The sequence below is a fragment of the Cohnella caldifontis genome (genome assembly GCF_029360585.1).
GTDB lineage: Bacteria > Bacillota > Bacilli > Paenibacillales > Paenibacillaceae > Cohnella > Cohnella caldifontis.
The window spans coordinates 97,330-115,888 of sequence record NZ_JAQZSJ010000001.1 but is presented as its reverse complement, the minus strand read 5'-3'; the positions used below and the strand labels follow the sequence as shown (position 1 = coordinate 115,888).

General features: G+C 61.0%; 19 protein-coding genes. 8 read left to right on the top strand and 11 right to left on the bottom strand.

The window, feature by feature from the left end:
* Positions 1 to 4: 4 nt before the first annotated feature.
* Positions 5 to 187, bottom strand: coding sequence for a hypothetical protein (locus tag PTZ19_RS00585; RefSeq protein ID WP_276352294.1), 183 nt, complete (start codon positions 185 to 187; stop codon positions 5 to 7).
* 188 nt (positions 188 to 375) lie between these two features.
* On the opposite strand from PTZ19_RS00585, the gene PTZ19_RS00580 reads away from it, so the two are divergent.
* Positions 376 to 909, top strand: a complete 534-nt coding sequence (locus PTZ19_RS00580) for a MarR family winged helix-turn-helix transcriptional regulator (protein WP_339329278.1) — start codon at positions 376 to 378, stop codon at positions 907 to 909.
* A gap of 140 nt (positions 910 to 1,049) precedes the next feature.
* On the opposite strand, the gene PTZ19_RS00575 is transcribed toward PTZ19_RS00580, so the two are convergent.
* Genes PTZ19_RS00575 through PTZ19_RS00565 form a run of 3 tightly spaced genes read right to left on the bottom strand, consistent with a single transcriptional unit; the run spans position 1,050 to position 3,972 of the window.
* Entirely contained in the window at positions 1,050 to 2,342 is a 1,293-nt protein-coding gene (locus PTZ19_RS00575; protein WP_276351498.1) for a CapA family protein, read from the bottom strand.
* Positions 2,335 to 3,204 (bottom strand): class I SAM-dependent methyltransferase, encoded by an 870-nt coding sequence (locus tag PTZ19_RS00570; RefSeq protein ID WP_276352272.1) that lies wholly within the window; start codon positions 3,202 to 3,204, stop codon positions 2,335 to 2,337. Before PTZ19_RS00570 ends, PTZ19_RS00575 begins: the two co-directional genes overlap by 8 nt.
* A gap of 24 nt (positions 3,205 to 3,228) precedes the next feature.
* The gene (locus tag PTZ19_RS00565) at positions 3,229 to 3,972 is read right to left on the bottom strand and encodes a response regulator transcription factor (RefSeq protein ID WP_276351496.1); all 744 of its coding nucleotides are present in this window, start codon (positions 3,970 to 3,972) and stop codon (positions 3,229 to 3,231) included.
* 139 nt (positions 3,973 to 4,111) lie between these two features.
* Here PTZ19_RS00565 and PTZ19_RS00560 point away from each other — a divergent pair, with 139 nt between their 5' ends.
* The 3 genes from PTZ19_RS00560 to PTZ19_RS00550 all read left to right on the top strand — a co-directional run bounded on the left by PTZ19_RS00560 (position 4,112) and on the right by PTZ19_RS00550 (position 7,412).
* Positions 4,112 to 6,223: a sensor histidine kinase gene (locus tag PTZ19_RS00560; protein WP_276351494.1), complete on the top strand. Its 2,112-nt coding sequence runs from the start codon at positions 4,112 to 4,114 to the stop codon at positions 6,221 to 6,223.
* A gap of 35 nt (positions 6,224 to 6,258) precedes the next feature.
* A complete protein-coding gene (locus PTZ19_RS00555; RefSeq protein ID WP_276351492.1) occupies positions 6,259 to 6,528 on the top strand; it encodes a hypothetical protein in 270 nt (89 codons plus the stop codon).
* A 113-nt stretch (positions 6,529 to 6,641) separates the two neighbouring features.
* Positions 6,642 to 7,412 (top strand): polysaccharide deacetylase family protein, encoded by a 771-nt coding sequence (locus tag PTZ19_RS00550; RefSeq protein ID WP_276351491.1) that lies wholly within the window; start codon positions 6,642 to 6,644, stop codon positions 7,410 to 7,412.
* On the opposite strand, the gene PTZ19_RS00545 is transcribed toward PTZ19_RS00550, so the two are convergent.
* From PTZ19_RS00545 to PTZ19_RS00535, 3 genes are all read right to left on the bottom strand, one after another.
* Positions 7,409 to 7,795, bottom strand: coding sequence for a helix-turn-helix domain-containing protein (locus tag PTZ19_RS00545; RefSeq protein ID WP_276351490.1), 387 nt, complete (start codon positions 7,793 to 7,795; stop codon positions 7,409 to 7,411). The two genes, PTZ19_RS00550 and PTZ19_RS00545, sit on opposite strands and share 4 nt — an antisense overlap.
* 286 nt (positions 7,796 to 8,081) lie before the next feature.
* Positions 8,082 to 8,729, bottom strand: coding sequence for a class I SAM-dependent methyltransferase (locus tag PTZ19_RS00540; RefSeq protein ID WP_276351489.1), 648 nt, complete (start codon positions 8,727 to 8,729; stop codon positions 8,082 to 8,084).
* Between the two features lie 31 nt (positions 8,730 to 8,760).
* On the bottom strand, positions 8,761 to 9,774 hold the full coding sequence (locus PTZ19_RS00535) for a zinc-dependent alcohol dehydrogenase family protein (protein WP_276351488.1): 1,014 nt from the start codon (positions 9,772 to 9,774) through the stop codon (positions 8,761 to 8,763).
* 119 nt (positions 9,775 to 9,893) lie between these two features.
* Between PTZ19_RS00535 and PTZ19_RS00530 the strand changes: the two genes are divergently transcribed.
* Complete coding sequence (locus PTZ19_RS00530) at positions 9,894 to 10,340, top strand: winged helix-turn-helix transcriptional regulator (RefSeq protein WP_276351487.1); 447 nt, start codon at positions 9,894 to 9,896, stop codon at positions 10,338 to 10,340.
* Here PTZ19_RS00530 and PTZ19_RS00525 read toward each other — a convergent pair.
* The 3 genes from PTZ19_RS00525 to pdxR form a co-directional block, all read right to left on the bottom strand.
* Positions 10,297 to 10,533, bottom strand: coding sequence for a hypothetical protein (locus tag PTZ19_RS00525; protein ID WP_276351486.1), 237 nt, complete (start codon positions 10,531 to 10,533; stop codon positions 10,297 to 10,299). The genes PTZ19_RS00530 and PTZ19_RS00525 overlap by 44 nt on opposite strands.
* Before the next feature lie 385 nt (positions 10,534 to 10,918).
* Positions 10,919 to 11,440 carry a hypothetical protein gene (locus tag PTZ19_RS00520; protein ID WP_276351484.1) on the bottom strand — a complete coding sequence of 174 codons (522 nt, stop codon included), beginning with the start codon at positions 11,438 to 11,440 and terminating at the stop codon, positions 10,919 to 10,921.
* Positions 11,427 to 12,872, bottom strand: coding sequence for a MocR-like pyridoxine biosynthesis transcription factor PdxR (pdxR, locus tag PTZ19_RS00515; protein WP_276351483.1), 1,446 nt, complete (start codon positions 12,870 to 12,872; stop codon positions 11,427 to 11,429). Before pdxR ends, PTZ19_RS00520 begins: the two co-directional genes overlap by 14 nt.
* A 120-nt stretch (positions 12,873 to 12,992) precedes the next feature.
* Between pdxR and PTZ19_RS00510 the strand changes: the two genes are divergently transcribed.
* Positions 12,993 to 13,991 (top strand): aldo/keto reductase, encoded by a 999-nt coding sequence (locus PTZ19_RS00510; RefSeq protein WP_276351481.1) that lies wholly within the window; start codon positions 12,993 to 12,995, stop codon positions 13,989 to 13,991.
* Here PTZ19_RS00510 and PTZ19_RS00505 read toward each other — a convergent pair.
* Positions 13,927 to 14,892, bottom strand: a complete 966-nt coding sequence (locus tag PTZ19_RS00505; protein ID WP_276351480.1) for an AraC family transcriptional regulator — start codon at positions 14,890 to 14,892, stop codon at positions 13,927 to 13,929. The two genes, PTZ19_RS00510 and PTZ19_RS00505, sit on opposite strands and share 65 nt — an antisense overlap.
* Before the next feature lie 167 nt (positions 14,893 to 15,059).
* Between PTZ19_RS00505 and PTZ19_RS00500 the strand changes: the two genes are divergently transcribed.
* Both PTZ19_RS00500 and PTZ19_RS00495 read left to right on the top strand, forming a co-directional pair.
* Complete coding sequence (locus PTZ19_RS00500; protein ID WP_276351479.1) at positions 15,060 to 15,797, top strand: SDR family oxidoreductase; 738 nt, start codon at positions 15,060 to 15,062, stop codon at positions 15,795 to 15,797.
* 55 nt (positions 15,798 to 15,852) lie between these two features.
* Positions 15,853 to 18,540 (top strand): winged helix-turn-helix domain-containing protein, encoded by a 2,688-nt coding sequence (locus PTZ19_RS00495; RefSeq protein ID WP_276351478.1) that lies wholly within the window; start codon positions 15,853 to 15,855, stop codon positions 18,538 to 18,540.
* Positions 18,541 to 18,559: the final 19 nt, after the last annotated feature.

Sequence of the window (18,559 nt, the reverse complement as noted above, 5' to 3'; positions counted from 1 at the left end):
GCGTTTAGTCGAAAGGACCGTTTTGCGGATCCATCCGATCGATCCAACGGAGCAGCGTATCCAACAAGACCCACAGCGGCACCGGCTCTTCGAGCCGTTCCAGCCACTGCGGGTCTTCGATCAGCCCTGCCTCTAGCGCCATCTGGCCGATCATCCGGATCCGTTCGTCGGACATGGACATTGTCATGGTCAGCCTCCTTGCCCGCATTCGCCGCGGAGTGCAAGATTTGTCATTAGTATATGTAATAGGCTGTCGCCTGGTTCTGGAATTTGCAAATTCATGTCGTAAATATTTAATCGCGTTAAACTATCATTCGACATCCCCCCCGAGTATAATAAAAGAGAAGGCATGGTTCGGGGAGGCGAGACGGTTTGATGGATACGGCGGCGGAATTTGTGAAAATCTGGATGAGGCTTACGAAAGAATGGAACGCTTCGCTGGAAGAGGAGCTGGCTCCGCAGTTGACGGCCGGCCAACTGGAGGTTCTGGAGCTTCTGCTGTCCAAGGAGCCGATGAAACCGTCGGACCTGCTTCCGTACTTGGAGACGACCCCGGCAGCCATCACGACGCTGCTGGATCGGATGGAGAGAGCCGGACTCGTGGAACGGAAACGGGACGAGCACGACCGGCGGATCGTCTGGATCCGCATGACCGAGCTCGGCCGGTCGGAGGCGGATCGGGGGCTGCGCGTGCGGGCCGAGGTGGCGAACCGGTCTCTGGAGCGCATATCCGCCCATAACCGCCAGCTTCTCGTCTATTTGATCGGAAAGGTGGCCGGATCCAAGGACAAAGCCCAAGCCGGCTCGGATCCGCCGCAAAACGCCGCGGGATCGCCGCAAAGCCGAGAGAGCGGAGAATCGGCGCAGCCGGCGGAATCCGCTAGGGAAAACCAAGAATTGGGCGTCTGAACGTCCGGTCCGCATGGATTCTGTACGCCAAAAGGAAAGCCTTGAAGCGCTTCGGCCGAGTGGTTTCCACCCCGCCCGACGGCAGGCCTCAAGGCTTTTTGCGTTCATTGAACAGGATGATAAGCTAGGCGCGCGCGAGCTCACTTCGCTTGTTGGTAGGAATGCAAATGACGGTCGATGCCGTCGAGCAAAGTTTTCATTTGCCGGTACTCCGCATCGGTCGCTCCGGGAACGTCATGATTCGCCAGCGTTTGTTTCAGAGGAAGGATCGTATAATAGCGCTTGCCGCCTTTTTTGGCGATCCAGACCCACGTCGGGGTCGTTTCGACGCGATCCCAACCGGTTAAGTACTCGCCGTCCGCGCCGCGGGTTTTGACCAGATGGACGCCGAAAATCAATCCGACGTCCTTGCCGTTGCCGGTCTGGTTGGAAATGAAATTGCCCAGCGAATAAATCACGATCCCTCTGCGGACGACGCCCAGCGCGCTTTCGGACGCCGGAATCTCGACGATGTCGTACGGCTGCGCCACATGCGGATGCGAACCGAGCACGATGTCCGCCCCGGAACCGACGACCGCGCGGACGATTCGCCGCTGTTCGTCGTTCGGCAGCTTCTGGTACTCGATCCCGAAATGAAGCGATACGGTCACCGCATCCGCGCCCGATTCCCGCAGGCGCCGGATATCCGACGCCATGCGATCCGGATCGATCAAGGCAACCGCAAATGCTTTGTCTGCCGGTACGGGGATCCCGTTCGTGCCGTACGTATAAGCCAGAAATCCCATCCGGATCCCGTTCCGTTCCACGATCGTCAGGCGCTCCGCCTCTTCTTCCGTTCCGGCCGTGCCGACCGGAAGGAGACCGGCTTTCCGCACATTGGCCAAAGTGCGCTCGATGCCCGCGAAACCGCGGTCCATCGCGTGATTGTTGGCCGTGGATACGAGGTCGAACCCGGCATCCCGCAGCGCGTCCGCCAATTCGGCCGGGGCGTTGAAGCGGGGAAAGCCGGTATATTTCAATTCGGCGCCGGCCAGCGGCGTCTCCAAATTGCCGATGACCCAATCTCCATGTCGGAATAGGGGAGCGACCCGTTCGAACCAAGGGGAAAAATCGTATCGTTTGTTGGCCGGGTCGTAGTAAGCGGGGAGTTGGGGCATATGGACCATGATGTCGCCGACGGCAAGCAGCGTCGCTTCGGCGGGCGATTCGTTATCCGGTTCCTGCGATGCCCATTCGGCGGGTTCCGATTCGGATGGGCCTGGAAGCGCGACTTTGTCGATCCCGGTCGCGGCGGGCGATGCCGGATGGGAGGACGAGGGAGATCCCCCGTCCAGACAAGCCGACAGCATCAATGCCAAGAAAACCAGAAGGGGAAACGGACGGGCCCATCCCCATAGGCCCGCCGGTTTCCCGTTCCGACTTCGTTCAAGCATCGCTTTCCCAGCGGCCGTAGATCCCGCAGGGGAGCACGAGTCCGCTCTTCGTGATCGGCAAGCCGATTTCCCCGCAGCTGACGTTGCCTCCGTGCTTGCGGCGAATGGCCATTTGCAGCAGGTTGCTGAGGACGGTAGGGGAAAAACCCGTCGTATAGGAATTCACCAACACGAACAGCGGCCGGTCCGACAGAATCGAAGCGCACGACTCGAGGAACGGGTAAAGGCTGTTCTCCAGTTTCCACACTTCGCCGTTCGGCCCTCTGCCGTAGGATGGGGGATCCATGATGATCGCTTCGTACTGCCTTCCCCGACGCTGCTCCCGCTCGACGAATTTGAACACGTCATCGGTGATGTAACGGATCGGAGCATCGCTGAGCCCCGACAAGGCCGCGTTTTCCTTGGCCCATTGCACCATGCCTTTCGCCGCGTCCACGTGGCATACTTCAGCGCCCGCGGCAGCCGAAGCCACCGTCGCGCCGCCCGTGTAGGCGAACAGGTTCAACACGCGGATGGGACGGCCGGCGCTCCGGATTTTCTCCATCATCCAGCTCCAATTGACTCCTTGCTCCGGAAACAGTCCGGTGTGCTTGAAGTTGGTCGGCCGGATATGGAACTTCAAGGGGCCGTAGGCGATTTGCCACCGTTCCGGGAGCGTGCGACGGAACGTCCAATGGCCGCCGCCGGAGGAACTGCGGTGGTAATGGCCGTCCGCTTGCTTCCAGAGCCCCGTCTCCGAGGCGATGGGCCAGAGAATCTGCGGGTCGGGACGCCGCAGAACGACGTCGCCCCAGCGCTCCAGTTTTTCCCCGCCGCCGGTATCGATCAGTTCGTAATCTTTCCATTGATTCGCCAGTTGGATCAAAGGTTACGCTTCCTTTACTGTTCAAATAGAGGCAACTTCCGCCCGGCCTCCGCCGCCGTCCGGGGAAAAACGATAGCCGAAGCCGCGGACGGTCTGGATCCATGTCGGACGGGAAGGATCTTCTTCGATTTTCTTGCGCAAATTGCTGACATGGACCATGAGGGTGCGGGTGTCGCCCATGCTGTCGGTTTGCCAGACTCTTCGGTACAGCTCTTCCAGCGGGAACACGCGGTTCGGTTCACGCGCCATCACCGCGAGCAATTCGAATTCCTTGGCCGAGAGAAGGATCGGTACACCGTTGCGCCGCACTTCCAGGCACCGAAAGTCGATCGTCAGGCCGGGATAGGAGATCGCCGGCTGCTGGACGTGCCGGCCTTTGCCGTACACCCGGCTTCTCCGGAGGTGCGCGTGCACGCGCGCCACGAGTTGGCTGGGACTGAACGGCTTGGTCATGTAATCGTCCCCGCCTTCGGACAGCCCGGTGACGACGTCGCAATCGTCCCCTTTGGCGCTGAGGAAAAGAATCGGGACGTCGGGACACGCACCGGAGCGCAGCATCCGGCATACTTCGATGCCGTCCGGCTTGCCGAGCAGGACGTCCAGGATGACCAAGTCCGGCTGCAGGCTTCGCGCCATTCGGACGGCGTCCTCGCCGTTATCGGCGGCATATACCGCGAAGCCTTCCCTCTCCAGGTAAAGCGTAATCAAATCGGTAATCTCTCTCTCGTCGTCGACGACCAGAATTTCGGCAGTCGTCCCCTTCACGGCGGCATCCCCCAAACGAAACGGACTTCGCAAGCTTCCATCCATTATAACGAAAGCGTTGACGCCTCCGCAACGCACCGTTACAATGACCTCGTTGAGAGATGGAAGGGACCGGCTCCGGCAGGCAGGGGGGACATCCATGGAGGTTCGGCTGGGACAAGACTGGATACGGAATATCGGGACGCCGCTGCTTGTCTTCCTGTCGGCGCTGCTGATCCTGGGCAGCTTGCCCAAGTCGGAACCGAAGGCTTCGCCCCGGGCCGTGCAAGGCGTGCTGGATTTAACCGCATGGGACTGGGAGCGGGACGGCACGGTATCCTTGTCGGGACAATGGAAATTCCGGCAGCTTGGCGTGACGGCCGATCCCGCCCGAACGCCGGACACGACGCTGGACGTGCCCGGTACCTGGGGGAGCTTGCGAGACGGAGAGGGTCGGCAAGTGCCGGATCGGGGGACCGCGCAGTACAGCTTGACCTTGAAGCTCGGGCAGCCGCACGGGCTGCTGGCGCTGCGCATGCCGAACATCGCGACGGCGTACGAGCTGTACGTGGACGGAAAACCGAACGCCTCGCGGGGCGTCGTCGGCAACGACGCCGAACATACGGTTCCTTACCAGAAGCCGCGGATCGTATACTTGCCCGATCTCGGGAGTTCCGCCGAAATCCGGCTTACGGTAGCGAATTACCATCACCGGCAGGGCGGCATCCGAACGGATGTCATCCTGGGCACGGCCGGCCAAATCGACCGGCTGCAGAACTTGAAAGCCGCGCAGGAGTACATCGTGTTCGGCTGCCTGCTGATGATCGGCTTGTATCACGTCGGCTTGTTCGCGCTGCGGAGGAAGGAGTCGGCGAATCTGTATTTCGCCGCGCTGTGCCTGTTCGTCGCGCTCCGGATGGGCTTGATCGGCGAAGGATTCCTGTTGGGCTGGTTCCCCGCGCTGGACTGGGCAACCGCCATCCGCTTGGAATATACGTCCTTCGCGCTCAGCGGTTTGGCCGGGATCACGTATTTCCACAAGATGTTCCCGCATGAGCTTAGGCGATTCTGGGTCCGGGCGGCCGGCGCGGCCGCGGTGCCGCTCGTGATCGGCATCGCCGTGCTGCCGACATGGACGCTCTCCACCGGACTCGCGGCATATCAGGCCTACGTACTGGCGCTCTGCGCCCTCGTCATGGCGGGGCTGATCGTCAGCGCCGTTCGCAGGCGGGAAGGAGCGTGGCTGGCGCTGATCGGTGTCGCGGGCATGGCGGCAGCCGTCGTCAACGACGTGTCGGTATACAACGGCTGGAGCCGGTCGGTCGATCTCGTTCCTTTCGGCTTGCTGTTTCTGATCGTGATGAATTCTTTCATTCTCTCGCTGCGTTCCGCCAGGACGTTCGCGAGAGCCGAACAAATGTCGGCCGAGCTGAAAGAATGGAACGAGCGGCTGGAGGAAAAAATCGCCGAACGCACGGACGAGCTGCGGAAATCGTACGAGACGCTGGAGGCGGCCAATTCGGGCTTGGAGCGGATGGAACAATCCAGACGCCGGCTGCTCGGCAACATTTCCCACGATTTGCGGACGCCGATCACGCTGCTGCAGGGGTATCTGGAGGCGCTGAGGGACGGGGTCATCCGCGACCCCGGGCAGCGGGATTCCACGATCCGGCTGATGCTCGGCAAGGTAGAAGGGTTGAACGTCCTGATCCAGGATCTATTCGAGCTTTCGATGCTGGAAGCGGGCAAAGTCGAGCTCCAGCCCGTCTGTCTTCGTCTGGACGATTGGCGGGACCGGATCGCGGAACGGTTCGACCGGGATCTGAAGGAGCGGGGAATCGGATTTTCCTGTACCGTCTGCCGGGAAGCGGACAAAGCCGTTACGGCTTGGGTCGACCCGAGCCGAATGGACCGCGTGTTCGCCAATCTGCTGTTCAACGCGGCGCGCTATACGCCCGAAGGAGGCTGGATCCGAATCCTGCTGGCTTTCCGCGAGGGGGACGGCCGAATCGAAATCGCGATCGAGGACAATGGGACCGGCATCGCGGAGGAGGATTTGCCCCACATTTTCGAGCGATTCTATAAGAAGGACAAGTCGCGCCATTCCTCCTCCGGCGGAAGCGGGCTCGGGCTGGCGATATCGCGGGAGATCGTGGAGCTGCACGGGGGCACGATCGGGGCGGAAAACCGGCCCGATGGCGGGGCGGCTTTCCGCATTCGGCTGCCGCGGCATGACAGCGGGTCGGCGCCGACGTCCGAGTATGGATCCTGAATATTGAACATTCATTCGCGAAGGTGGGAAAAACGTTGAACGTAAACATTTTGCAAGCGGAAATGACGCACGCCGATCAGGAAGGGTATCGGGGAAGGGTAACGTTCGAGGTGGAAGGACACAAGCAGCCCTATGAACTGACTTTGCAGAGCGACGAACGGGTGGACGACTGGAATTACTCGCTCCACTTCGCCGGCGAGTCCGGCAGCGAGCAGGAGATCGAGGCCGTGGACCTGGCCCTCGAGGAAGACGGAGAGCTTTTCGACCGATTGGTGGAGGCGGCGCTCCGCGCGGGGAAAGCGTGACGCGCGCGCTCTTGGCAGCATAGGCCGGGAACCTGCCGGATCCTCCGTACATAAGCTGTAGGAACGCCCGGGTTTCGAGATGTTCCGGCGAATAGCTCCAGGAGTGAAATCACATGCGCGAAGAGAGCGGTATCCGTCATCCGGACAGAGGGAGGGCGCCGGAGGAGCGGTCCATGCAGCGCCCGGTAGACCCGCATGCCGGCGGGCCGGAGAGGCCGGAGGAACGGCCTCCGCACCATGTGCGCGTGGACTGGTCGTCCAAATATCCGAACGAAGTGATCCTGCGCGGTCCCCGCCGTCGGGCGGTTGCCCTGACGTTCGACGACGGCCCGGATGACCTGTGGACCCCGAAAGTGCTCGATGCGCTGGCCCGTTTAAAGGTGCCCGGGACTTTCTTCGTGGTGGGTCAACGCTGCGAGCGCGTCCCCAAGGTTCTGGACCGAATATCGCGCGAACGGCACGCCATCGGCAACCATAGCTGGAACCACGCCAATTTATCGAAGCTTCGGGCGGAAGCGATCCGTTCGCAGATTTCGCGCACGAATGCGACGATCCGCAGGCTGACCGGCAAAACCCCCGACATGCTGCGGCCTCCTTACGGAGCGATAAGCGACGCGGTCGTGAACGAGGCGAGGAGCGCGGGAATGAAGATCATTCTATGGAACGTCGACAGTTTGGACTGGATGCAGCTGAACGGCGAGCAGGTGTCCGCGAATATCCTGTCGAACGTATCGCCGGGCTCGGTTATTTTGCAGCATAGCGCGGGAGGGACGGGGCAAAATCTGCAGGGCACCGTGGACGCGCTGCCCGACGTCGTCGGCTCGCTGCGCGAGCGGGGATACCGGTTCCTGACGGTCCCGGAGCTGCTCGGGACGCGCGTTTAATCCGCCTTTCGTTCGGACAGCCGCCTGCCGGAGGGGAACTCGCCGTCTTCTCCGGAAACGCTGCGGATGAGGTCGCTCATCAGCCGGATCGTTTTCTTCCGCTGATCTTGGTCCATGTTCCGCAGCAAATGGAGGATTTCCCGCGTATCCCTGGCTTCCATCGGTTCCGATCGGTGCTTGGCGGCGGATCCGCCCAGCATGTAATCGATCGAGACATCGAAGAACGCGGCCAATTTGATGAGGGTTTCATATACGGGCTGACGGTTGTTGATTTCATAGTGGCTGTATGCCGAACGGGTAATGCCGATATGACGGGCGACTTCTTCCTGCGAGATGTTGCGGCTGAGACGCAACTCCCGCAGGCGTTCTCCTATATTCATCATATGAGCCATAACTCCTTATCAAAAAGCGTTTAGAGGCACTCGTTATTAGTACTTTATGATACAAAATGTATCGTGTCAAGGGATTCGGCCGAATCGGCGTTCGGGATTTCAGGATCGCCGCGTCAAACGGGGGATCGCGCTGCAGGATCTCCCGGCGGAAGCCGTACGATACCATGGGGTTATCGCGTGTTCGCGCGGTTGTCCAGAAAAAACGAAACGTCCGGCCCTTGGCTAGGGCCGGACGTTGTGTCGCGAAAATCGCACGAACCAATATCCGTCGATGTTTTCAAGCGCCGGCGGGCGGTTTGATTCCGTTCACGATCCGCACGGGGGGAAACATCCGCCAATGGGGGCCGTCGATGCGGACATCTGCGGCCCCGTGCCGTTCGAAAGTCCCGGCGTATTCCCGCGCGTGCCGGAAATCCAAAACCGCGAAACGGCCCCCGGGCTTCAGGACGCGCATCATTTCGCGGATCGCCGTGGTCCGTTCGCCGGGATCGGAGATGTTGTGAACGGCCAGACTCGAGATCACGACGTCGAACGTCCCGTCCGCAAAGGGAAGGTCGCGCGCATCGCCGTCCTTGATATCCACCCGATCCTCCGTTCCTTCCCGCCGCGCGTTCCTCCAAGCGGCTTCCGCTCCGTTCCCGGATTGGTCTTCAAGGTTCCAGATATCGACGCCGACCGCTTTTCCCGTAGTCAGTCTGCGGGCGGCGGCAACCAGCAGGAGCCCCCGTCCGCAGCCGACATCCAGCACCCGTTCGTTCCCGCGCAGTCCGACGAGGTCCAGCAGCCTTTCCCGCACGCGCAGCTTGCCGACTTTGCTGCTCCATACCATGTAGAGCGCCTCGACAATAGAGACCAGGGCGGTGATCAGGCAGACGGCTCCGATCCCGACGGCCAACCAGCGCAGCGAATCGGGGATCCAGTACAAAGCCGCGAATCCGGCGAAGTTAGGGATTCATTTAAAAAACGATGCAGACTTTCCCGAAATGAGTCCCTTTTTCCAAGTACCGGAACGCTTCGAGGGATTGCTCGAAAGAAAACGTACGGTCGACGACCGGACGCAGCCGGTGGAACGCGATCGCCCGGTTCATGGCTTCGAACATCTCGCGGTTTCCGACGTTGATCCCTTGCAGGCGGATACGTTTCTGGAACGTCGGAACGAGCCGGAAATTTTCTACCTCATGGCCGGACAGGAGGCCGATCAAGCTGATCTGTCCTCCGAACCGGCAAGCGGCGACGGAGCGGTTTAACGTCGCGGCTCCAACCAGCTCCAGGACGTGGTCGGCGCCGCGGCCGTTCGTCAGCCGTTGCACTTCTTCGTCCCAGTCGGGCGTTGCGCGGTACGACACGAGGTGGTCGGCGCCAAGCCGGGAGACGCGCTCCAGCTTGTCTTCGCTGCCGGACAAAACGATGACCCTCGCGCCGTTCAATTTGGCGAATTGGAGAGCGAACAAGGCTACGCCCCCGGTCCCTTGGACGACGACGGTATCTCCCGCTTTCACGCGGCCTTCGGCGACGACGGCTTGCCAGGCCGTCACGCCTGCGCAGGGCAAACAAGCGGCTTCCGCGTCCGTCAGATGCTCGGGCACGCGAACCAGTCCGTCTTCATGCAAGACGGCGTATTCCGCCAGCATCCCGTCCAGAGGACCGCCTAACAGGCCGTCCAGCCATTCCTTCGTCGGCTCGCCTGAAATCCAACGCTGCGAGAAGGTGCCGCTCACCCGGTCTCCCATGCGGAATCTCGCGACCTGCTCCCCGACGGCCGCAACCTCGCCTACTCCGTCCGAAACCGGAATCAGCGGGAATTTCATATCCGGATAATAAAATCCGCCGATTACCCCCAAATCGCGGGAGTTGAGGGAGACCGCGCGCATTTTGATCAGGACTTCGCGCGGCCCGGGAACGGGAATGGGGCGTTCGGCCATGACCAGACGGTCTAGACCGAAGCCGTTTTGCAATTCGAACACTTTCATTGAGCCTCTCCCCTTTGGTAAATTATAGGTAAATCATATGGCACGCCGCAGGCCGCGTGAAGACGGCACTTTCCCGTTCGTGACGAACGAAAAAGTGCGTGCCTTGGGAGGGAGCTCGGTTGGAAGAGAGGGAAAGGACCGCCTCGGACGTGTCGCTCGAGGCATGCGGGTATCGGCGCGTGCTCGAGATCATCTCCAGCAAATGGACGGTGCTCGTCCTGCATGTTCTCGACGAGGGGACCAAGCGTTACAGGGAAATCGAGAGGAGGATCGAAGGCATCTCGCAAAAAATGCTGACGCAAACGCTCCGGCAGCTGGAACGGGATGGTTTGATCAGCCGAAGCGTGACGCCGACCGTTCCGCCCATGGTCGATTATTCGCTTACTCCGTTAGGGGTATCGTTGATGCACCATGTCCGTTCGTTCAAAGAATGGACGAATGCGTATTACCCTTACGTGGAACAGGCGAGAGAGCAATACGACGTCAAGGCGAACGCGGGCGGGCGTTCGCCGGGGGACGAGATTACGAGGGGATCTTCTGAAGCGCGATCACTTTCCTCAAGGTGACGCTCCGAAAACAGATCGTTCCGGAAAGCGGATTGACGGAAGTGCCTTGCCTGATAACGACGGTCGGCGATCCGAACAGCGGATTGGTCATTTTGACCAGACGCCCGTGATGGATTCTGATGCCGGATGCGGTCCATTGGGCGACGGCGACCGCCGTGCCGATCGGAACCGGACGGATGTACGCTCTTTTCATCTGGTCTCACCTTCCTTATGATCGGGATCAAGATAACATATTCCGGTCGGAGAAGAACGGCTTGTACGAATGCATCGCATCGATTCCTATTCTAGAAACCGAGGTTGTACGCATAAATTGGATACGGGAGACGTCAATCGCGTGTCCGAAGGGAGAGGAGAAGCCGGCGAAGGAGCATGACCCTTGACATGGAGGTGCTGACATGAGGGCGGATTTGCTCATTCAGCTGCTTGTGCTCATCGTCATGATCATCGAGCTGGCGACCCGTTCCGGAAAGTCTTGATCGTCTCCCGGCGAAACCGAAGCCCCCCGGGCTTCGGTTTTTTCGCGCGGAAGCAAACCGTTACCTCCGGAATGCGCCTGCGGACGGAGGAAGCGTGTCGGCTCAATGGCCGCGGCTCAAACTCCGGCATACGATTCTGAGCATTTCGCTGCGGATGACGCCGCTGAAAAAGCCGATGAGCCTCCAATAGGCGGCAAACCGTCTCGCCGCCTTCGCCGACGTCGATCGGATACGCGTCTCCGTTCCGACGGCGGTCACGCGGCCGTCGCGCCTCTCGTAATGAAAATTCCAAGCGACTTTGACGTAATCCGGCTGGTCGAACGTTTGGAACCGCTCCGGGTCCATTTTCCGGATGTTCCCCGTAAGTTTCCACGGCTGCGCGACCAAGCCCATCACGATTTCATCCTCGGTTCGATCCAAGAGAATGAATCCCGCGTTCAGAAATCCCTCTAAGGTGAGCATGCGCCGCGGCAGTCCTCGGAACAGAAAGAGCAGCCGGATGATCGGGGACTCTCCGAAGTCGATTTCGAGCAGGCGGGAAATCGGGGGAGGCGCGGCCAGGTCGACGGAACGCCGATTGCGTTTGCCCAGTTGCCATTGCGGCATTTGTTCATCGATCAACATTCGAATTCCTCCCTTCCGGACGAATGGCTTGATCGCTCACGAATCGGCGCAGCCGCAAAATGCCTTCCTCGACGTCTTCGTCCGGCACGTTGCCGTAGCCCAGCAGGACATGTCGAACGTGTCTGCCTTTGACCATGCTGTATTCCTCCACGCAGCCGACCCGAACCCCGTATTCGACCGCTTTTGCCCAATCGACGGCACGCGGCGCCTCGACGAATTCCGCCTGCACGTGCATACCCGCTTCATCGCCCCGGATCGCCGCGCCGGCCCCGAAATGCCGATGCAAAGCGCCGACGAGCAAGGTGCGGCGATTGCGGTAAACGCTCTTCATTTTATGGATGTGGCGTTCCAGCCGTCCGTCCCGGATCATTCGGGCCAACGCGATTTGCGGAACGGACGGGGCGCGGTGGTTCCACTGTTCCCTTAAGGCAGCGAATCGTCCGGCCAATCGGCGGGGAACGACAAGGAAGCCGAGACGCAGCGCGGGCGCCAACGTTTTGCTGAACGTTCCGACGTATATGACCCGGTCGGGATTCAACGTGTGCAGGGGAGGAATAGGTACGCCCTTCAACCGGAAATCGCCGTCATAATCGTCTTCGATGAGATAGCTGCCGGCTTGCTCGGCGAGCCATATGGCCCGGCGGCGGCGCTGGATCGACAGGATGCTGCCGCTCGGGAATTGGTGGGACGGCGTGAGCAGCATCAGGCTTCCGTCCTGGAGCCGGTCGAGCTCGTGAAGCTTCATGCCGGATTCGTCGACCTCCACCGGAAGGAGCCGGTAATCCGCTTGTTCGAATACGTGCCGCGATAACTCGATCGTCGGATCCTCCAAATAGACGGAGCGATAGTCCGTCCGCAGCGCGCGCGCGGCAAGCGCAAGACCGTCCGCCGAACCCGAGACGACGAAAATCCGGTCCGGATGGCAACGCATCCCCCTGGCGCGGAGCAAATAGGATGCGATCTCCTGCCGAAGCTCATCTTCGCCCCGGATATCCCCGTAATCGTATCGTTCGATCGGCGCCGCTTCCGCGGCTTCTTTCAAATACCGGGCCCACCGAATCCTCGGAAAATGCCTTAAATCCGGCGTACCCGTGGAAAAATCGATGATTCCATCGTCGTACGGGAATTCCGCGGACGGCGAACCGTCCCCCGGTTCCGATTCGTCCTCCGACACGCATCCGTTCGCCAAGATCCCGCCGGCGACATAGGTTCCGGATCCCGTCTGGCCGATCAAATAACCTTCCGCGATCAACTGCTCGTAGGCATCGAGCGCGACGTTGCGGGCGATGCCGTATTCCGCCGCCAGTCGGCGCGTGGCCGGCAGGCGAGTGCCTTCCGCCAGTTCACCGGATTCGATTTTCCCGCGGAGCTGGCTGCACAGCTGGGCCGTGATCGACCTCTCCGACCGCGGATCGAGATAGATTCCGTACAACTCCGCCTCTCCCTTGCAAGGAAAATTGGCTCCTTCAAATGATGTAAAAGTGGCTCTAAAAAATGCCAATTATCCTGATTATAATGTCACTGAAGCCACAAAGGGAAGGAGCGCGACAACGTGCAAAAGCGAAAATTGGGCAAAACGGGCCTGGAGGTCAGCCCGGTCGGGTTCGGCGGTTGGGCGATCGGAGGCCCGTTTCGGCTGGACGGGCTGCCGGACGGATGGGGAGAGGTAGACGATGCGGAGTCGATTCGCGCGATCGGCCGGGCGCTCGAACTCGGCGTCGATTTCTTCGATACGGCGGACGCGTACGGCACCGGACACGGCGAGGAGATCCTGGGACGAGCGCTGCGAGGGCGGAGGCACGAGGCGGTCATCGCCACGAAATTCGGCTTTACGTATGACGCCCGGTCCCGCAGCGTCTTTACGAAGGCCGACGTATCCCCGGAGTATATCCGCAGCGCCTGCGAAGCTTCGCTTCGGCGGCTGGGGACGGATTATATCGACTTGTACCAGATTCACCCCGGGGATATTCCGTATGAGCAGTTCGATTCCGTGATCGACGCGCTTGAAGGCTTGCGGGACGAAGGCTGGATTCGAGCCTACGGCTGGAGCACGGACAACGCGAAAAAGGCCGAACCGTTCGCCCGGCGATCTTCCTGCGCGGCCATCCAGCATCCGTTCAACGTGCTGGTCGGACATTCGGACATGGTGAGAGTGTGCGAAAGGTACGGGATGAGCAGCATCAACAACGCCCCGCTGGCCATGGGCCTGCTAAGCGGCAAATTCGGGAGAACGAGCGTTTTGCCGCCTGACGACGTACGGGGCAGCTCTCATGAATGGGTGACGTATTTCAAAAACGGGAAACCGCTGCCCGAATATTTGGACGCCTTGGAAGCGATTCGCGCCATTCTGACGTCAGGCGGGCGGAGCCTGGTGCAAGGAGCGTTGGCCTGGATCTGGGGCCAAAGCCGGGTCACGATTCCGATCCCCGGGCTCAAAACGGTTGCGCAGGTAGAGGAAGCGGCGGGCGCGATGCGGTTCGGCCCGCTTACTCCGCGGCAAATGACGGAGATCGAAGAGATCCGTAAGAGCCGGTTAGGGCTTCCGACGTGAAACCGTCCTTCGCCCGGCCCACGTCCCGGATCGGCGGAAGGCCGAACATGCGGGCGTATTCCCGGTTGAATTGGGAGGGGCTCTCGTAACCGACCCGGAACGCGGCTTCCGCGGCCGCCAGCGAGTCTTCGATCAACAGGCGGCGCGCTTCCTGAAGCCGAAGGGTTTTCTGGTACTGAAGCGGGCTCATGGCGGTGACCTGCTTGAAATGCTTGTGCAAGGAAGAGGGGCTGAGGTTCGCCTCTTTCGCCAGCTCTTCGATCCGCAGCGGCAGGCGGAAGTCCCTGCGGATCCGCCCGATCGCTTTCGCCACGGCGTCGGCTTGGCTGCTCGCGCCGAAAAACTGCTTGATTCCGTTCCCTTGTTCGTCCTGCCAGATGCGGTAGAGGATCTCCCTTCGATACAGCGGCGCAAGAGAAGGGATATCGGCGGGCGTATCGACCAATCGGACCAGCCGCAGCACGGCGTCCAGCAACAGGGGATGCGTACGGTTGACGTAAATGGCCCGATCCGTTTCGCGGCTCCGGTCCCACGACGGATCGGTATTTTTCGCGATGTCCAGGATATCCTGGATCCCGAAGGTCAGCTGAAGGCTGAGAAAAGGCGATTCCGGCGATGCTTCCACGACTTGGCTCGTCACGGGCAAATGAACGGAAGTGATCAGGAAGGACGATGGGTCGTAACGAAAGCTTTCTTTGCCGAGACGGGTCGTCTTTGCGCCTTGCGCGACCAAGCACAAGGCGGCGGCATAGACGGCGTGAACGGGGCTGTTCGGACGGGAAACGCGCATCATCCTGAGCGAGGGGATGCCGGTATCCTTCGTGCCGTCTTCCTTCATGAACCGATCGATGACCGAAGCCAGCTCTCGTTTCGCCTCTTCGAAGAACCGCTCTTGTTCCATTTTCCGAACCTTCTTCCCGCGTTGATGAACGGTATCGTACCAGATGGAAGAGGAATAGGCAATCCTCTGCGATGATCGTTCTACCGGGTCAGGACGCGGATTCCCTACAATAAAGCTGCAAGGTTCGAAGAATCCTGCGAAATCGGCAGAGGAAGAGGGAATCCGATATGCATTTGCAAGGGAACGTCGCGATCGTGACGGGCGGTTCGAGGGGGATCGGGCGGGCAATCGCCGAACGTCTGGCGTCGGACGGCGCTTACGTGGTCGTCAATTACGCGGGCAACCGCGGAAAAGCGGAGGAAACGGTGCAGGCGATCGTCCAGGCCGGAGGGAAAGCCGTTGCGATCCAGGCGGATGTCTCCGGCGTACGAGAGGTGGAAAGGCTGTTTTCCGAAACCGCGGAAAAGTTGGGCAGGGTCGATATCCTCATCAACAATGCCGGCATCATGGAGACCCAACCGATCGGGGAAGTGAAGGAAGCCGATTTCGACAAGCATTTCGCCATTAACGTCAAAGGCACTTACTTCGCTTGCCAGCAAGCGGCGAAGCACATGAAACCGGGAGGCAGAATCGTCAATCTCTCGACATCCGTCGTCGGCGGCATGTTTCCGGGCTACAGCGTCTACGCGGCGACGAAAGGCGCCGTGGAGCAGATCACCCGCCAGCTCGCGAAGGAACTCGGACCGAAAGGCATAACGATCAACGCGATCGCTCCGGGACCGGTCGCCACGGAACTGTTTACCGCGGGCAAGACGGAGGAGCAGATCGAGGCGCTGAGCCGATTGAACGCGTTTCAACGTCTGGGCCGGCCCGAAGATATCGCGGGAGCCGTGGCGATGTTGGTCCACCGGCAGTCCCAATGGATCACGGGCCAAACGGTCCGGGCGAACGGCGGGTACGTCTGAGGATCGGCTTTCCGGAGTGTAGACGGCGGAAGATCCGGGTGCGTATACTCAAGGTATGCCGATATCCATTTTATCCACGAAAATCTATATGCCGCCGCCCCGATCCGCCGTCGTCGCGAGACCGAGGCTGATCGAGCGCCTGAACGAGGGGAAACGCCGCAAGCTGACCCTCGTTTGCGCTTCGGCCGGAAGCGGCAAAACGACGCTGGTGAGCGAGTGGCTGGGGCAACTTCCCGTTCCGGCCGCGTGGCTGTCCTTGGACGAAGGGGACAACGATCCCGCGCGTTTTTTGGCTTACTTGTTCGCAGCCTTGGGGACGGTCTCGAAGGAGATCGGGGCAGGCGCGCTCGGACTTCTGGACTCTCCCCAGCCTCCCGCGGCCGAAACGGTTCTGACGGGACTGCTGAATGAACTTGCGGCCATCCCGGATGCATTCGTACTCGTGCTGGACGATTATCACGCCATCGCGTCCGAAGCGATTGACCGGGCGGTCGCTTTCCTGCTCGAGCGCATGCCTCCGCAGATGCACGTGGTCATGATGACCCGCGCGGATCCTCGCCTGGCCGTCGCCCGGCTGCGCGTCCGGAACCAACTGACGGAAATTCGAGCCGAGGATTTGCGGTTCACGGCACAGGAAGCGGACGAGTTCTTGAACCGGGTCATGGGACTGAAGCTGTCTCCGGAGGAAATCGGATGGCTGGAAGACCGGACGGAAGGATGGATCGCCGGGCTCCAATTGGCCGCCCTTTCCCTGCAGGGTCAGCCGGAAGCCGGACGTTTCGTTTCTTCGTTCACCGGCGGCAACCGATACGTGCTGGACTATTTGGTGGAAGAAGTGCTTCGGCAGCAGCCGGATTCCGTACGGGAATTCCTGCGTCGAACGGCGATCTTGGACCGGATGTGCGGCCCGCTCTGCGATGCGGTTTTCGGAGGGAACGAAGGGGAACGCCGTGTCGACCGGCCCTCCGGTCAAGCCATGCTGGAGTTCCTGGAACGTTCCAATCTTTTCGTCATTCCGCTGGACGACGAGAGGCGCTGGTATCGCTATCACCATCTGTTCGCCGACTTGCTGCGGCAGAGGAAACTTCACGGGGATGAGGCGCCGCCGAACGGGGAGGCGGGCACGGCGGAGGCCGATCTTCACCTTCGGGCCAGCTTGTGGTTCGAGCAAGAAGGCTTGGAGATCGAAGCGTTCCGCCATGCCGCCGCCGCGAATGACACCGCGCGCGCCGCCCGCCTGCTGGAAGGGGGCGGGATGCCTTTGCTTTTCCGCGGGGCGGTGGCTCCCGTGCGGCAATGGCTGGAATCGCTGCCGGAGGATGTTCTGGACGCCCATCCTTCGCTTTGGGTCCAATCGGCCTCCGCCTTGTTGTTGGCCGGGCAAACCTCCGGCGTCGAGCCGAAGCTGCTCGCGGCGGAACTAGCGCTGTCTAACGTGGAACATCATGCGAAAACCCGGGACTTGATCGGGCATATCGCCTCGATCCGCGCCACGATGGCCGTCAGCCGGCACGAAGCGGAAACGATCCTGTCCGAGTCCCGGCGCGCTTTGTCGTTCCTGCATCCGGACAACCTTCCGGTCCGCACCGCCACGACTTGGACGCTGGGGTACGCTTATCAGCTCAAGGGGGATCGTGCCGCTGCGGGCCAAGCGTACGCCGAAGCCTTATCGATCAGCGAAACGATCGGCCACGTCATCGTCGCCATGATGGCCGCGCTCGGACTGGGCATGATCCAGGAAGCGGATAACCGGCTCTATTCGGCCGCCGCGACCTACGAACGCGTCATCCGCATCGCGGGGAACCCGCCGCCGCCCGCGGCTTGCGAAGCCTATCTGGGCTTGGCGCGGATTCACTATGAATGGAACGACTTAGACGCCGCCGAGCGTTATGCCGCGGCAGCCGCCGGACTGGCTCGGCAGCTGGAGCAATCGGACCGGATCGTGGCGGGAGAGGCGTTCCAAGCCAGGCTGAAGCTCGCTAGGGGCGAATTCGGCGCGGCGGCCGCGCTGCTGGCTGCAGCAGAGGATGCCGCTCTCCGCCATGGCTTCGAGAATCAGTTGTCCCGAATCGCGGATATACAGGCGTTAACGCTGCTGCGCCAAGGCCATTCGGAGGCAGCCGCGCGACTGGCGCAGGCGTATGGACTTGACGGCCGCTTGGTTCAAGCGTACTTGGCGCAAGGAGATGTTTTCGCGGCACGGGCCGCCTTGGAAAAATGGAGACGGGATGCGGAAACGAAAGGCTGGGCCGATGAAAGGCTAAAGGCTTTGGTTCTCCTGGCGGTCGCGCAGCGGACGCAAGGAGACGAACGCCTGGCGGAGCGGACGCTGGCGGACGCCTTAGCCATGGCGGAGCCCGGAGGTTACGTACGTCTCTTCGTCGAAGAAGGGGAAGATTTGCTCCGTTTGTTGGACCGGATCGCGGCCCGCAATTTCATGCCGGAATACGTCGGCAAGCTTCTCTCCGCTTTTCGAGCCGGGATGTCCGTGGACGATGGAGTCTACGATCGGGCCTCCTTCAAGCCGTCGAAGCTACCCGCATCGCTCCCCGAACCGCTGAGCGAACGAGAATCCGAAATTCTGGGGCTGATCGCGCAGGGACTCTCGAACCAGGAAATCTGCGACCGACTGTTTCTCGCGCTCAGCACCGTGAAAGGGTATAACCGCAATCTATTCGGCAAATTGCAAGTCTCCCGGCGCACCGAAGCGGTGGCGCGCGCCCGGGAACTGGGGCTGCTGTAAGGCGAACCTTCAAGACCAT

Bases quoted from the DNA above. Each gene is read 5' to 3' on its own strand.
- PTZ19_RS00585 (WP_276352294.1), bottom strand. From the start codon at position 187: ATGACAATGTCCATGTCCGACGAACGGATCCGGATGATCGGCCAGATG.
- PTZ19_RS00545 (WP_276351490.1), bottom strand. From the start codon at position 7,795: ATGATGAATATAGGAGAACGCCTGCGGGAGTTGCGTCTCAGCCGCAAC.
- PTZ19_RS00495 (WP_276351478.1), top strand. From the start codon at position 15,853: ATGCCGATATCCATTTTATCCACGAAAATCTATATGCCGCCGCCCCGA.
- PTZ19_RS00520 (WP_276351484.1), bottom strand. From the start codon at position 11,440: ATGTTGATCGATGAACAAATGCCGCAATGGCAACTGGGCAAACGCAAT.
- PTZ19_RS00535 (WP_276351488.1), bottom strand. From the start codon at position 9,774: ATGAAAGTGTTCGAATTGCAAAACGGCTTCGGTCTAGACCGTCTGGTC.
- PTZ19_RS00500 (WP_276351479.1), top strand. From the start codon at position 15,060: ATGCATTTGCAAGGGAACGTCGCGATCGTGACGGGCGGTTCGAGGGGG.
- PTZ19_RS00505 (WP_276351480.1), bottom strand. From the start codon at position 14,892: ATGGAACAAGAGCGGTTCTTCGAAGAGGCGAAACGAGAGCTGGCTTCG.
- PTZ19_RS00560 (WP_276351494.1), top strand. From the start codon at position 4,112: ATGGAGGTTCGGCTGGGACAAGACTGGATACGGAATATCGGGACGCCG.
- PTZ19_RS00525 (WP_276351486.1), bottom strand. From the start codon at position 10,533: ATGAAAAGAGCGTACATCCGTCCGGTTCCGATCGGCACGGCGGTCGCC.
- PTZ19_RS00575 (WP_276351498.1), bottom strand. From the start codon at position 2,342: ATGCTTGAACGAAGTCGGAACGGGAAACCGGCGGGCCTATGGGGATGG.
- PTZ19_RS00550 (WP_276351491.1), top strand. From the start codon at position 6,642: ATGCGCGAAGAGAGCGGTATCCGTCATCCGGACAGAGGGAGGGCGCCG.
- PTZ19_RS00580 (WP_339329278.1), top strand. From the start codon at position 376: ATGGATACGGCGGCGGAATTTGTGAAAATCTGGATGAGGCTTACGAAA.